The organism is Aeromicrobium sp. Root495 (assembly GCF_001426755.1).
Taxonomy (GTDB): domain Bacteria; phylum Actinomycetota; class Actinomycetes; order Propionibacteriales; family Nocardioidaceae; genus Aeromicrobium.
Genome location: NZ_LMFJ01000001.1, coordinates 2,098,385 through 2,110,770, shown reverse-complemented (window position 1 = coordinate 2,110,770; position 12,386 = coordinate 2,098,385). Strand labels below are relative to the sequence as shown.

At 71.5% G+C, this 12,386-nt stretch carries 15 protein-coding genes; 9 read left to right on the top strand and 6 right to left on the bottom strand.

Annotated elements, in window-relative coordinates; genetic code table 11:
• Window positions 1-49 precede the first annotated feature (49 nt).
• The 5 genes from dapE to ASD11_RS10525 all read left to right on the top strand — a co-directional run bounded on the left by dapE (window position 50) and on the right by ASD11_RS10525 (window position 3,076).
• Complete coding sequence (gene dapE, locus ASD11_RS10540; protein ID WP_056286824.1) at window positions 50-1,120, top strand: succinyl-diaminopimelate desuccinylase; 1,071 nt, start codon at window positions 50-52, stop codon at window positions 1,118-1,120.
• Window positions 1,117-1,836 (top strand): TIGR00730 family Rossman fold protein, encoded by a 720-nt coding sequence (locus ASD11_RS10535; protein WP_235503298.1) that lies wholly within the window; start codon window positions 1,117-1,119, stop codon window positions 1,834-1,836. The genes dapE and ASD11_RS10535 overlap by 4 nt, the downstream gene beginning before the upstream one ends.
• A 77-nt stretch (window positions 1,837-1,913) precedes the next feature.
• Window positions 1,914-2,468 (top strand): hypothetical protein, encoded by a 555-nt coding sequence (locus ASD11_RS10530; protein WP_056286818.1) that lies wholly within the window; start codon window positions 1,914-1,916, stop codon window positions 2,466-2,468.
• Between the two features lie 102 nt (window positions 2,469-2,570).
• Window positions 2,571-2,732, top strand: a complete 162-nt coding sequence (locus ASD11_RS17785; RefSeq protein WP_162246476.1) for a DUF3117 domain-containing protein — start codon at window positions 2,571-2,573, stop codon at window positions 2,730-2,732.
• A 26-nt stretch (window positions 2,733-2,758) separates the two neighbouring features.
• Window positions 2,759-3,076, top strand: coding sequence for a hypothetical protein (locus ASD11_RS10525; protein WP_235503297.1), 318 nt, complete (start codon window positions 2,759-2,761; stop codon window positions 3,074-3,076).
• 22 nt (window positions 3,077-3,098) lie between these two features.
• Here the strand turns inward: ASD11_RS10525 and ASD11_RS10520 are convergent, their stop codons facing one another.
• Window positions 3,099-3,626 (bottom strand): O-methyltransferase, encoded by a 528-nt coding sequence (locus ASD11_RS10520; RefSeq protein WP_442854196.1) that lies wholly within the window; start codon window positions 3,624-3,626, stop codon window positions 3,099-3,101.
• Between the two features lie 305 nt (window positions 3,627-3,931).
• Here ASD11_RS10520 and sigE point away from each other — a divergent pair, with 305 nt between their 5' ends.
• Together sigE and ASD11_RS10510 are read left to right on the top strand one after the other, a co-directional pair.
• Entirely contained in the window at window positions 3,932-4,495 is a 564-nt protein-coding gene (gene sigE, locus ASD11_RS10515; RefSeq protein ID WP_056286810.1) for an RNA polymerase sigma factor SigE, read from the top strand.
• Between the two features lies 1 nt (window position 4,496).
• On the top strand, window positions 4,497-5,354 hold the full coding sequence (locus ASD11_RS10510; RefSeq protein WP_056286807.1) for an anti-sigma factor family protein: 858 nt from the start codon (window positions 4,497-4,499) through the stop codon (window positions 5,352-5,354).
• Window positions 5,355-5,495: 141 nt separating this feature from the next.
• Here the strand turns inward: ASD11_RS10510 and ASD11_RS10505 are convergent, their stop codons facing one another.
• Genes ASD11_RS10505 through ASD11_RS10485 form a run of 5 tightly spaced genes read right to left on the bottom strand, consistent with a single transcriptional unit; the run spans window position 5,496 to window position 9,952 of the window.
• A complete protein-coding gene (locus tag ASD11_RS10505; RefSeq protein ID WP_235503353.1) occupies window positions 5,496-5,804 on the bottom strand; it encodes a sec-independent translocase in 309 nt (102 codons plus the stop codon).
• An 18-nt stretch (window positions 5,805-5,822) separates the two neighbouring features.
• Window positions 5,823-6,980, bottom strand: coding sequence for an Mrp/NBP35 family ATP-binding protein (locus ASD11_RS10500; protein ID WP_056286801.1), 1,158 nt, complete (start codon window positions 6,978-6,980; stop codon window positions 5,823-5,825).
• 34 nt (window positions 6,981-7,014) lie between these two features.
• Entirely contained in the window at window positions 7,015-7,596 is a 582-nt protein-coding gene (locus ASD11_RS10495) for a DUF1003 domain-containing protein (protein WP_056286797.1), read from the bottom strand.
• Window positions 7,589-8,839, bottom strand: a complete 1,251-nt coding sequence (locus ASD11_RS10490; protein ID WP_056286794.1) for a magnesium transporter MgtE N-terminal domain-containing protein — start codon at window positions 8,837-8,839, stop codon at window positions 7,589-7,591. Before ASD11_RS10490 ends, ASD11_RS10495 begins: the two co-directional genes overlap by 8 nt.
• 33 nt (window positions 8,840-8,872) lie before the next feature.
• Window positions 8,873-9,952 (bottom strand): alpha/beta hydrolase, encoded by a 1,080-nt coding sequence (locus tag ASD11_RS10485; protein ID WP_200940119.1) that lies wholly within the window; start codon window positions 9,950-9,952, stop codon window positions 8,873-8,875.
• A 122-nt stretch (window positions 9,953-10,074) separates the two neighbouring features.
• On the opposite strand from ASD11_RS10485, the gene ASD11_RS10480 reads away from it, so the two are divergent.
• Both ASD11_RS10480 and ASD11_RS10475 read left to right on the top strand, forming a co-directional pair.
• The gene (locus ASD11_RS10480) at window positions 10,075-11,454 is read left to right on the top strand and encodes a WS/DGAT/MGAT family O-acyltransferase (RefSeq protein WP_082554286.1); all 1,380 of its coding nucleotides are present in this window, start codon (window positions 10,075-10,077) and stop codon (window positions 11,452-11,454) included.
• Between the two features lie 52 nt (window positions 11,455-11,506).
• The gene (locus ASD11_RS10475; RefSeq protein WP_156464682.1) at window positions 11,507-12,382 is read left to right on the top strand and encodes a DMT family transporter; all 876 of its coding nucleotides are present in this window, start codon (window positions 11,507-11,509) and stop codon (window positions 12,380-12,382) included.
• Window positions 12,383-12,386: the final 4 nt, after the last annotated feature.

Sequence of the window (12,386 nt, the reverse complement as noted above, 5' to 3'; positions counted from 1 at the left end):
CTCCAGGCTCGCACCGCCTGCCCGCACCCGCACGTGGCAGAGTGAGCCCGTGGCCTCCCTGGACCTGGACCGAGACGTCGTGACCCTCACCGCCGACCTCGTCGACATCGCGTCGGAGAGCCTTCAGGAGCAGGAGATCTCCGACGCCGTCGAGACGGCCCTCCGAGCACTGCCCCACCTCGAGGTCGTGCGCGACGGACACACGATCATCGCCCGCACACGCCTGGGCCGGTCCGAGCGCGTCGTGATCGCCGGCCACGTGGACACCGTGCCGGTCAACGGCAACTTCCCGTCCCGGCTCGAGGGCGACACGCTCTGGGGCCTCGGCTCCTGCGACATGAAGGGCGGCGTCGCGGTGGCCCTGCGGGTGGCCGCCACGGTGCCCGAGCCCAACCGCGACGTCACGTTCGTCTTCTACGACGCCGAGGAGATCGCCGCGGAGTTCAACGGCCTCGGCAGGATCGCGCGGGAGCGGCCCGAGCTCCTCGAGGCCGACTTCGCCATCCTCATGGAGCCGTCGGTCGCCCGGGTCGAGGCGGGCTGCCAGGGCACGCTGCGCGTCGACGTCCGGACCACGGGCGAGCGCGCGCACTCGGCCCGCTCCTGGATGGGGCACAACGCCATCCACGACGCCGCCGACGTCCTCGTGCGACTGCAGCGCTACGAGCCGCGGGCCGTCGAGATCGACGGTCTCACCTACCGCGAGGGCCTCAACGCCGTCGGCATCCGTGGGGGAGTGGCCGGCAACGTCATCCCCGACGAGGCCGTCGTCACCGTGAACTTCCGCTTCGCCCCCGACCGGTCGGAGGAGCAGGCGCTCGCCCACGTCCGCGACGTCTTCGAGGGCTTCGAGCTCACCGTCACCGACTCCGCACCCGCAGCCCTGCCCGGGCTGGACCGGCCGGCGGCGGCCGCGTTCGTCGAGGCCATCGGCGGCGAGGTGGCGCCCAAGTTCGGCTGGACCGACGTCGCCCAGTTCACCGTCCTGGGGATCCCCGCGGTGAACTACGGGCCGGGCGACCCGGTGTACGCCCACAAGCAGGACGAGCAGGTCCCCGTGGCCCACCTCGTCGACGTCGAGGCAGCCCTGACCGGCTGGCTGAAGGGAGATCCGCGGTGACCACCTACAACAAGGGACCGGTGCGGCTGCGCGGCGGGCACATCCCGGCCAGCACCACCGACCAGCGCCTCCTCGACAGCGACGGAGGAGCCGACTGGGTGCACACCGACCCGTGGCGGGTGCTGCGGATCCAGGCAGAGTTCGTGGAGGGCTTCGGCCAGCTGGCCGAGCTCGGTCCGGCCGTCGCGGTCTTCGGCTCGGCCCGCACCAAGCCCGACGACCCCATGTACGAGGCTGCGCGCCAGATCTCGGCCAAGCTCTGCGAGCGCGGCTACGCCGTCATCACGGGCGGCGGGCCGGGCGCCATGGAGGCGGCCAACCGCGGGGCGAGCGAGTGCGGGGGTGTCTCGGTCGGTCTCGGCATCGAGCTGCCCCACGAGCAGGGGCTCAACGAGTACGTCGACATGGGTATCAACTTCCGGTACTTCTTCGTGCGCAAGACGATGTTCGTGAAGTACTCCCAGGGCTACGTCGTCATGCCCGGCGGCTTCGGGACGCTCGACGAGCTCTTCGAGGCGCTCACCCTCGCGCAGACCGGGAAGGTCACCACCTTCCCGGTGGTCCTGTTCGGCTCGGCCTACTGGGGCGGCCTCGTGGACTGGCTTCGCGACACGATGCTGCCCGACGGGAAGATCAGCGAGAAGGACCTCGAGCTCGTCCACGTCACCGACGACGTCGACGACGCCGTGGCGTGGTTCGACGCCGTGGCCGACTGACCACTCGAGTCACACGCGTCCCACCCGTCACGGTGTGGCGCCGCCGTTCCAGCAGGTGGCGTGCCTAGGGTGTGGCCATGAAGGCCTCCACGGAACCTGGCGGACGGCGCTCGCGGCGGTCGTCGCGCACCGTCGCCGCCGTCGCGCTCATCGCCCTGACGTTCGTCCTGGGACTCCTCACGATCGTCGTCGGCTCCGTCCCGCTCCTCGTGCTGGGCGTCGTCCAGGCCGTCCTGCTCGGCACGGTGGCTGCCCGGCTCCTCGCCGACGAGACCGCGGCCGTGCGCCGCGACTGGGCCCAGGACCGTGCCGCCTCGGCCCACGTCCGCCGCCGCGACGCGCAGCGCACCGCCCGCGAGCAGACAGCCTTCGCCGAGACCATGGCGGCCCGCGTCAAGGAGCGACAGGGCGAGGTCCATCGTCTCGCGCGCGAGCTCGACGACGCCACCGACAAGCTCATGGGCTCCGAGACCGCCCTCGCCTCCGCACATCGGGAGATCCGCCACCTGACCGAGGCGCTCGCGGAGAGCCAGGCGGCTGAGATCCAGGCCCGGACCGAGCTCCTCGCCGCACGCGAGGCGGCCCAGGTCACCGACGCGCTCGACGCCCCGTACGACCGACGCTGGGCCTGACACCCGGCTTGGTCGGAGGCGGCTCTTCCGCGCTGGGACCCATGGGCGATAATGGGGAGAGTGCCAGGGCGACGCCTGGCAGGACGATCGAGAGGGGAACCCATGGCGGCCATGAAGCCTCGGACCGGAGACGGACCGATGGAGGTCACCAAAGAGGGGCGCTGCATCGTGATGCGCGTTCCGCTGGAAGGCGGCGGCCGTCTCGTGGTCGAGCTCAACAAAGAGGAAGCTGCGTCGCTCGGCGACGCCCTCAAAGCGGTCTGATGCTCGGACTCTCGGTGCGTTGGTCCTTGACCGACGCACCTTCGGGGATCCTCGAGCAGCTCAAGACGTTCGTCGAGGACGAGTCGTTCAGCCGGTTCGCCGGCCTGCCCGACCTTCGCTTCAAGGCCTGGCGCACGCGTGAGGGCGAGTGGTTCGAGGGGACCTACGTCTTCCGGACCGCGCAGGCCCGCGAGGCGTTCCAGGCCGACTTCGAGAAGTCGGCGCACGAGGTGCCCGGCACGACGATGATCGGCAGCGTCCCGATCCTCATCGAGCCCTTCGAGGTCGTGGCCGTGGTGCGCGGACCCGCAGGCTTCCGCTCGTCAGCCCGTTTCGAGGACTGAGCGCGCTGACGCTCGGCGCGCCTCAGGCGAGGCGCTGCGCGGCGAGGAGCCCGTCGCCCACCGGCAGGAGCGCGGCGCGCAGGTCCTCGTCGACCCGCACCTGCTCCAGCAGGTCGCGCACGGCCTGGGTCTCGGCGTCGCGCTGGGCCGGGTCGGCCACACGGTCGTGCCAGAGCGCGTTGTCGAAGACGATGACGCCGCCGGGGCGGACCAGGCGCAGAGCCTGCTCGAGGTACTCGCCGTACTCGGCCTTGTCGCCGTCGACGAACACGAGGTCGTACCCGGCGTCGGTGAGGCGGGGCATGACGTCGAGCGCGGACCCGGCGATGAGCCGGAAGCGCTGGGAGGGGATGCCGGCGGCCAGGAAGACCTCACGGGCGTGGCGCTGGTGCTCGGCCTCGAGGTCGACCGAGGTCAGGACGCCGTCGGCGCTCATGCCGCGGAGCAGCCAGAGCCCGGAGACCCCCGTGCCGGTGCCGACCTCGGCCACGGCCTTGGCCCCCACGAGGGAGGCGAGCAGGCGCAGGGTGGCTCCGCCACCGGCGCCGATGGGCGTGACGCCGACCTCCTCGGCCCGACGGCGGGCGTCGGCCAGGTGGTCGTCCTCGCTCTGGTAGCCGTCGACGAACGCGAGGCTGGCTGCGGTGGTGATGGCGCACTCCTTCGTCGGGCTGTCCTCGCAGGTCAGCGGGACAACGGCTCGGGGTCAGCCTAGTGGGCCACGACCCGGATCCGGTGGAACGGATCGCCGAAGGTGCGGGGTGAAACCTGGCCCGCCAGGATGGTCGGAGGATCGCAGGGAACCGTCAGGCGGCTCTGGGCGTTCTCTCAGGTGACAGCACCACGATACGAGGCATGGACGTCGATCAGATGAGCAACCAGACGAGCTGGGACGAGATCGTGGCGGAGCACTCCGCCCGCGTCTACCGGCTCGCGTACCGGCTGACGGGCAACCGCCACGACGCCGAGGACCTCACGCAGGACGTCTTCATCCGGGTCTTCCGCTCGCTCGACTCGTACCAGGCCGGGAACTTCAACGGCTGGATCCACCGGATCACCACCAATCTCTTCCTCGACCGCGTGCGCCGCTCGAGCCGCATCCGCATGGACGGCTTCACCGACGGTGCCGAGGAGCGCCTCGCGGGCTCCGAGGTCGGCCCCGACGCCACGCTGCACGACGCGGGCTTCGATCCCGACGTCGAGTCGGCGCTCGCCTCGATCTCCGAGGAGTTCCGCGTGGCCGTCGTGCTGTGCGACGTCGAGGGCCTGTCGTACGAGGAGATCGCCGACGTGCTGGGCATCAAGATCGGCACCGTGCGCTCCCGCATCCACCGTGGCCGCACGCAGCTGCGCGCCGCCCTGGCCCACCGCGCTCCCTCGGTGGGGCGCACGCGCTTCCTGGGACCGGTCGGAGCCTGAGTTGGCGCATCTCGGTGACGACGTCTCAGCCTTCGTGGACGGGCAGCTGTCGCCCCGTGCCGCCAAGGCTGCCGAGCGTCACCTCTCCCACTGCGCTGCGTGCCGCGGCGTGGTCGACCTCCACCAGCAGACCAAGGCACGCATGCAGCTGGGCACGCGACGTCCCGACGTCCCGCTGTCGCTGCTGCAGACGCTGAGCAACCTTCCCGACGAGGCTCCTGCCGCAGGGCCGCTGCCACGTCGTCGCCGGTGGTGGGCCCGGCTCGGACGCTCGCGGGGCCTGGGTGCCGGCGTGGTCGTGGTGGGTGCCTCGTTCGCCGTCGTGGCGACGGCCTACCTGGCGGGGGCCCGGCCGGCCGAGGCCGACCCGGTGGCGCCGTCGTTCGACTCCTACGCCGCGGACTTCGCCGACGGCTACGGCACGGCGCAGGACACCATGACCGTCGCTGCCATGTCGAGGCTCGACAGCAACGGCTTCCCGTGTCACGAGCGCCTGGCCGGGACGCTCGAGCGCGTCGACGGACGCTGGCACGAGGGCAGCGGCACCATCGCCGTCACGTACTCCGACGGCACGCACCGGCTCCGCCTCTACGAGCAGAACGGGGCGCTCGACACCTCCACCGTCACGGGCTTCTCGGCCGACGTCTGGGACGAGCACCGCGTGTGGGTGCGCAGCGGCTCGCCCGCCGTGGTCACGTGGGACTCCGACGGTGTGGTCTACACGGTCGTGAGCGACGTCGACCGCGACACCCTCGTGCAGGCCGTGAGCGAGCTGCCCTCGGCGGCCCACCCCCAGAGCAGGCTCGACCGGCTCGAGGACGGCGTGGAACGCATGTCCGCCTGGCTCGGCGCGGCCTGAGACCTGCCTGCCGACGGGCGGTGAGCAAGCGTCCGGACCCGGGGACTCACGGACCGGGAACGGACGCTGAGGCACCGCCCGGCGCGCCGACCCTGCACGAAGGACGCCAGGTCACCGCCGCCAGGCGCGGGCGCCGACGACTCAGGTGGACTCGGGGTCGTACGGGGGGACCTCGCCGACGCGCAGCGAGCGGTCGGTCGTGGGGGCAGGCGCCGTGTCGGCCTCGTCGAGGAAGCTGCGGCGCACGACCTCGCGGGGGTCGAGGTCGCGCAGCTCCATGCCGCTGAGGTCGTGGCCGATCTCGCGACCCAGGTCGTTCTTGGCGTTGTCGGCCATCTGGCGGACGGTGCGGATGAACTTGCCCGCCTGGCGAGCCATGTCGGGGAGACGGTCGGGACCGAAGACCATGAGGCCGACGACGACGATGACGCCGATCTCCGGCCAGCCCATCCCGAACACGGGCGCGACCTACAGTCGGCCGGTGGGCGCGAGGCCCAGCTGCATCCCGGCGAGGCCGCGCGAGCGTCCGGACAGCTGGTCGGCGATCCCCTGGAGGATCTTGGCCGACTCGGCGTCGGGGTCCGCGGACACGATGGGGGAGCCGGAGTCGCCGCCCTCGCGGAACTTCTCCTCCAGCGGCACCTGGCCGAGCACGGGGACGTCGTAGCCGAAGCGCTCGCTGAGCGCGGCCGAGACGGCGGCGGCGCCACCGGACCCGAAGACCTCCATGCGGTCGCCGTTGGGCGTGGTGAGGTACGACATGTTCTCCACGACGCCCACGACGCGCTGGTGCATCATCGAGGCCATCGTGCCGGCGCGCTCGGCCACCGAGGCGGCGGCGGTCTGCGGCGTGGTGACGACGATGACCTCGGCGTTGGCGAGGTGCTGGCCCAGGCTGATGGCCATGTCGCCGGTGCCCGGGGGGAGGTCGAGGAGGAGGGCGTCGAGGTCGCCCCAGTAGACGTCGCTCAGCATCTGCACGAGCGCGCGGTCGAGCATGGGGCCGCGCCACGCGACGACCTGGTCCTTGCGGGGCTTCAGCATGCCGATGCTGATGGCCTTGACGTCGTGCTCCGCGCCGGCGACCGGCACGGGGACGGGCATGATCATCTCCTCGACCTGCGTGGGTCGGAGGTCGCCGATGCCCAGCATGTCGGGGATGGAGTGACCGTAGATGTCGGCGTCGAGGACACCGACCTTGAGTCCGCGGCGGGCCATGGCGACGGCGAGGTTGACGGTGACCGACGACTTGCCGACACCGCCCTTGCCCGAGGCGATGGCGTAGACCTTGGTGAGCGAGCCGGGCTGGGCGAAGGGGATCTCGCGCTCGGAGCGGCCGCCGCGGAGCATCTCCTGCATGCTCTTGCGCTGGTCGTCGGTCATGACGCCCATGTCGACGTGCACGGTGAGAGCAGGGTCCAGGGCCACCACGGCCGCGGTGACGTCACGCGTCAGTGTGTCCTTGAGAGGGCAGCCGGCCACCGTGAGGAGAAGGCGCACCGTGACGGCGTCGCCGTCGATGGTGATCGTGTCGACCATGCCGAGCTCGGTGATGGGTCGCTTGATCTCGGGGTCGTTGACGCCGCCGAGCGCTGTGCGGACTGCGTCCTCGCTGATCACTGCCATGTCCACCATCGTACGTGCGGGTGACCAGGCAGGATCAGTGAGACTGCCCTGACCTGCGGTCGTCGTCCTCGCGCCCGTGGTCCGCGGCGTCGTCGTCGGACTCGGCCAGGGTCTCGGCCAGACCGCGGAGCTCGCTGCGGATGAAGTCGCGCGTGGCCATCTCACCGATGCCCAGACGCAGGCTCGCGACCTCGCGGGTCAGGAACTCCATGTCGGCGTGCGACTGGGCGTTGGCGTCGCGGTCGTGCTCCTGCTGGACGCGGTCGCGGGCCTCCTGACGGTTCTGCGCGAGCAGGATGAGCGGGGCCGCGTACGACGCCTGGAGCGACAGGATGAGCGTGAGGAAGATGAACGGGTACTCGTCCCAGCGGGGCCGCTCGGGACCCCACGAGGCGTTCCAGATCACCCACACGACGATGAAGATCGTCATCCAGACGAGGAACGTGGCGGTGCCCATGAAACGCGCGAAGGACTCGGCGAAGCGGCCGAACCGGTCGGAGTCGTAGCTGCGCCCGCGCAGCGTGCTGCGCAGGGTGCGGTGCCGGTCGCGTGGCTGGTCGAGACGGGAGACGCGGTCGCGGTCGTGCCGCTCCTGGCGGTCCTTGCGCTCAGCCATCGTTGGTCTCCACGGTGCGCTCGCGCCAGCCCTCGGGCAGGAGGTGGTCGAGGACGTCGTCGATGGTCACGGCGCCCAGGAGGTGGAAGTTCTCGTCGACGACGGGCAGGGCCACGAGGTCGTAAGAGGCGAGCAGGTTGGCCACGTGCTCGAGGGAGGCGTCGGGGCGCGGCCACTCGATGTCGTTGTCGGCGAGGCCGCCCACGAGGGTGGACGGCGGGTCGCGCAGCAGCGCCTGGAAGTGCACGACGCCGAGGAAGCGGCCGGTGGGCGTCTCCACGGGCGGGCGGCACACGTAGACCATGGAGGCCAGGGCCGGGCCGAGCTCGGGGTCGCGGATGCGGGCCAGGGCCTCGGCGAGCGTGGCGTCGGGGGGCAGGATGACCGGCTCCGACGTCATCATGCCGCCGGCCGTGCGCTCCTCGTACGTGAGCAGGCGGCGCACGTCCTCGGCGTCCTCGGGCTCCATGAGGGCCAAGAGGTTCTCGGCCATGGCCGGGGGGAGCTCGCCGAGGAGGTCGGCGGCGTCGTCGGGGTCCATCTCCTCGAGCACGTCGGCGGCGCGCTCGGGGTTGAGCACGCCGAGGATCTCGACCCGAGCGGTGTCGGGGAGCTCCTCGAGGACGTCGGCGAGCCGCTCGTCGTCGAGCTCGCGGACGAGCTCGGTCCGACGCTTGGGCGGTAGGTCAAGCAGGGCGTTGGCGACGTCGGCCGGCCGCATCTCGTCCATCGTGGCCAGCAGGTAGGTGGCGCCCTGGCCGGCCTCCTCACCCACGAGACCGCGGGCCTCGTCCCACTCGAGCACGTGGGTCTGGCCGCGACGGCCGAAGCGCTTGGAGCTCTCGTGGACGGCCACGTGGCTCACGAACCAGTCGCGGCGGCTGTCCTGCTCCATGGCGAGGTCGTAGACCGTGCCGGCCTTGTCGTCGGGCGTGGTGACGCTGCGGTCGAAGAGCTCGTGGATGGCGAGGGTCTCGCTGCGCCGCTTCTCGAACTTGCGCAGGTTGAGCACGCCGGTGGTGATGATCTGGCCGGAGTCCAGCGACGTGACGCGCGTGATGGGCAGGAAGACGCGGCGACGCCCCAGGACCTCCACGACGAGGCCGACCACGCGGGGGCGCTGGCGGGCCGAGCGCACGCCCACGACGACGTCGCGGAGCTTGCCGACCTGGTCGCCCGCGGGGTCGAAGACGGCCTGCCCGACGATGCGGGACAGGAAGATGCGTCCGGGGGCGGTGCTCACGACTGCACCCTACCGGCCGCGGTGCGGCCCGGTTCAGGCCTCGACGGTGCCGACGACCGGGCCTGCCGCGGCAGCTGCCGTGCGGGCCGCGGCGCGGCGCCGGGCCGGCTGCGGGCGACGCTCGGGCGCCTGCTCCTGCTCGGCCAGTGCCTCGATGAACTCGCCGATCTCGGTGATGGCGGCGCGGCCCTCAGGGACCCAGGAGGCGGCAGCCTGGAAGACGTGGACCTGGCGGTCCCACACCTGCAGGTCGCACGGCACGCCGGCAGAGACGAGACGGTTGGCCATGTACTCGGCGTCGGCGAGCAGGATCTCGTGCGAGCCGATCTGGATGAGCGCCGGCGGCATGTCGGCGAGCGGCATGTCGACCGGGCAGAGACGGGTGCCGTCGATGCCGCGACGCGTGTCCATGCGGAGCGAGACCTTGCTGAAGCGCTCGAGCGCGTGCAGCGGGAAGGTCTGGCAGCGGTCGGCGTTGCGGTGCGCGGCCTTGCGCTCCGACCCGACGTCGAGCAGCGGCGAGAGGGCGACGACGCCGGCGGGTCGGCCGAGCTCGAGGTCGATCACGGCGCGGGCGACGCTGAAGGCGAGGTACCCGCCGGCGGAGTCGCCGGCGATGGTGATGTCCTCGGCCGCGTAGCCCTGCTCGAGCAGCCAGCGGAAGCCCGTGACGCCGTCGGCGATGGACTCCGTGATGGGCTCGTGGGGCATCTGGCGGTAGCCGACGTTGAGGACGGGCTGGTCCGCCGCGTAGGAGATGCGCGAGACGAGACGGCGGTGGGTGTTGAGGCCGCACGTGAGGAACGCGCCGCCGTGGAAGTAGAGGACGGCCTTGCGGTTGCCGTGGTGGATGTCGTGCACGCCCTTGGCCATGAGCCACTCGGCCGGGCCGTCGGCGAGCTGCACCGAGCGCCAGCTGGTGCCCTCGTGGACGGGCAGCAGGCGGGCCGCGTGCTCGAGCAGGTTGGGCGGGAAGAAGTCGAACGGAAGCCGCGCCCAGGCCCCGAGGATCGGGCGTACGCTGTGCCGCAGTCCGGCACCCAGGAGACGGGACTGCAGGCTCGTGCCACGGAAGTAGCGCGGCTCTGCGGCCAGCGTGAGATGAGCACCCATGCGGGGCCTCCTGGGGGGATCAGTTGATCGTGTGTTCACAATGATGTCACTCCGAGTGACTTGCGCCACACGGAGTCGTTAGCGTACTGCCACCTCGTCCTCATCCGCAGGAGTACCCCTTCATGGCCTACATGCCACCCACGGACTCGATGTTCTTGTTCGCCGAGAGCCGTGAGCACCCCATGCACGTGGGAGGCCTGCAGCTGTTCCAGCCGCCCGAGGGCGCGGGACCCGACTTCGTGCGGGAGATGGTGGAGAACTTCCGGGGCAACGACTACGTGTCGCCCACGTTCCGCAAGCGCCCCAAGGAGCCGGTGGGCACGCTCGGCAACACGTGGTGGTCGCAGGACGACACGATCGACACCGAGTACCACGTGCGGCACTCCGCCATCCCGCAGCCGGGCCGCATCCGCGAGCTGCTCCAGATGGTCTCGCGCTGGCACGGCTCGTTGCTCGACCGGCACCGCCCGCTCTGGGAGGTCCACGCCATCGAGGGGCTCAAGGACGGCCGGGTCGCGGTCTACAGCAAGATCCACCACTCCATGCTCGACGGTGTCTCGGCCCTGCGGCTCATGCAGCGTGCGCTGAGCGAGGACCCGGAACGTCGCGACTGCGTCGCGCCCTGGTCGCTGCCGCCCCGCTCCGGAGGCGGCGGCAGGAGCCGCGGGCTCGATCCGCTCGGCCTCATGCGGGGCGGGCTCGACACGATGGGCGAGGTCGCCGGCCTGCTCCCCGCCTCGCTGAAGATCGCCAACCAGATCGTCCGCGAGGGCGACGTCACGCTGCCCCGTGCGCCCAAGACCATCCTCAACGGCCCCGTGGGCGGCGCCCGGCGCTTCGCCGCGCAGTCGTGGGAGATCGAGCGGATCCAGCGGGTCGCCAAGTCGTCGGCCACGACCCTCAACGACGTCGTGCTGGCGATGGTCTCCGGTGCGCTGCGCGAGTACCTCATCGAGCAGCACGCGCTGCCCGACGAGCCTATGACGGCGATGGTCCCGGTCTCGCTCGCGCTCCGGGCGGAGTCGGCCGGGAAGACGGAGGCCACCGGCAACTCGGTGGGCGTGATCGTCGTCAACCTCGCCACCGACCGCGAGAACGGACCCACCCGGCTCGAGGAGATCTCGTACTCCTCACGGCAGGCCAAGAAGCTGCTCGGCGGGCTCACTCCCATGCAGATCCTGGCGTTCTCGGCGTTGCAGATGGCCCCGCTCGCGCTCACGCCCGTGCCGGGCTTCGTGAAGTACACGCACCCGCCCTTCAACGTCGTGATCTCCAACGTCCCCGGCCCGAGCCAGGAGATGTACTTCAACGGGGCGCGTCTGGACGGGATGTACCCCGTCTCCATCGTGCTCGACGGACAGGCCGTCAACTTCACGCTCACGAGCCGTGCCGGCTACCTCGACTTCGGCATCATCGGGTGCCGCACGAGCGTGCCGCACCTCCAGCGTCTGCTGACCCACCTCGAGAACGCGCTCGCCGAGCTCGAGACCGCCTGGGGCTGAGGTCCGGTCGGCCGCCCGACCGCCTCGGTCGCGGGACGGGCAGACTGGGTCGGTGAACGCGTTCCTGGCCATGGTGGCCGTCCTCGGGGTCTCGGCCTCCGGACCGCTCATGGCGGGGACGCACGCGCCGGCCCTGGCCATCGCGTTCTGGCGCAACGCCGCCGCCACGGTGGTGCTCGCCCCGGTGGCCGGCGTGCGGTGCCGCGACGAGTACCGCGCGCTCGACCGCCGGCACCTCGTCCTCACGGTCCTGGCGGGAGTGATGCTCGCGGCGCACTTCGCCACGTGGGTGTCCTCGCTCAAGCTCACCACGGTCGCGGCGGCCACGGCGCTCGTGACGACCCAGCTGCTGTGGGTCGTCGCGTTCGACGCCGTCCGCGGCGTGGGGGTGCAGCGCTCGGTCGTCGTCGGCTCCCTGCTGTCGGTGGTCGGCGTGCTGGTGGTGTCGGGGGTCGACGTCTCCGTGTCGTGGCGCGCCGCCGCGGGCGACGTGCTGGCCGTCGCCGGGGGAGCGTTCGCCGCGGCCTACCTGCTGATGGGTCAGCAGGTGCGCGGCGTCCTCTCCACGACCGCCTACACGACGGCCTGCTACGGCACGTGTTCCGTGGTCCTGCTCGTGGTCTGCGTGGCCGGGGGCGTCGACCTCGGTGGGTACGCCGCTCGGGACTGGCTGCTCATCGCGGCGGTCACGGTGTGCGCCCAGCTGCTCGGCCACTCGCTCCTCAACCACCTGCTCGCGGTGATGAGTCCACTCGTGATCTCGCTGCTGCTCCTGCTCGAGGTGCCCGGGGCAGCGCTGCTCGCCGGTGTCTGGCTCGGGCAGACCCCAGCCTGGGGCGTCTACGTGGGGCTCGGGCTGATCCTGGCCGGACTGGCGGTCGTGCAGGTCACACGGGCGGACCCGGCAGCAGAGAGTACTGGCCGGTAGAGTC

Coding starts and splice junctions, on each gene's coding strand:
- sigE (WP_056286810.1), top strand. CDS start 3,932: ATGGACGTCGATCAGATGAGCAACCAGACGAGCTGGGACGAGATCGTG.
- ASD11_RS10500 (WP_056286801.1), bottom strand. CDS start 6,980: ATGGCAGTGATCAGCGAGGACGCAGTCCGCACAGCGCTCGGCGGCGTC.
- ASD11_RS10530 (WP_056286818.1), top strand. CDS start 1,914: ATGAAGGCCTCCACGGAACCTGGCGGACGGCGCTCGCGGCGGTCGTCG.
- ASD11_RS10495 (WP_056286797.1), bottom strand. CDS start 7,596: ATGGCTGAGCGCAAGGACCGCCAGGAGCGGCACGACCGCGACCGCGTC.
- ASD11_RS10505 (WP_235503353.1), bottom strand. CDS start 5,804: ATGGGCTGGCCGGAGATCGGCGTCATCGTCGTCGTCGGCCTCATGGTC.
- ASD11_RS10480 (WP_082554286.1), top strand. CDS start 10,075: ATGGCCTACATGCCACCCACGGACTCGATGTTCTTGTTCGCCGAGAGC.
- ASD11_RS17785 (WP_162246476.1), top strand. CDS start 2,571: ATGGCGGCCATGAAGCCTCGGACCGGAGACGGACCGATGGAGGTCACC.
- ASD11_RS10485 (WP_200940119.1), bottom strand. CDS start 9,952: ATGGGTGCTCATCTCACGCTGGCCGCAGAGCCGCGCTACTTCCGTGGC.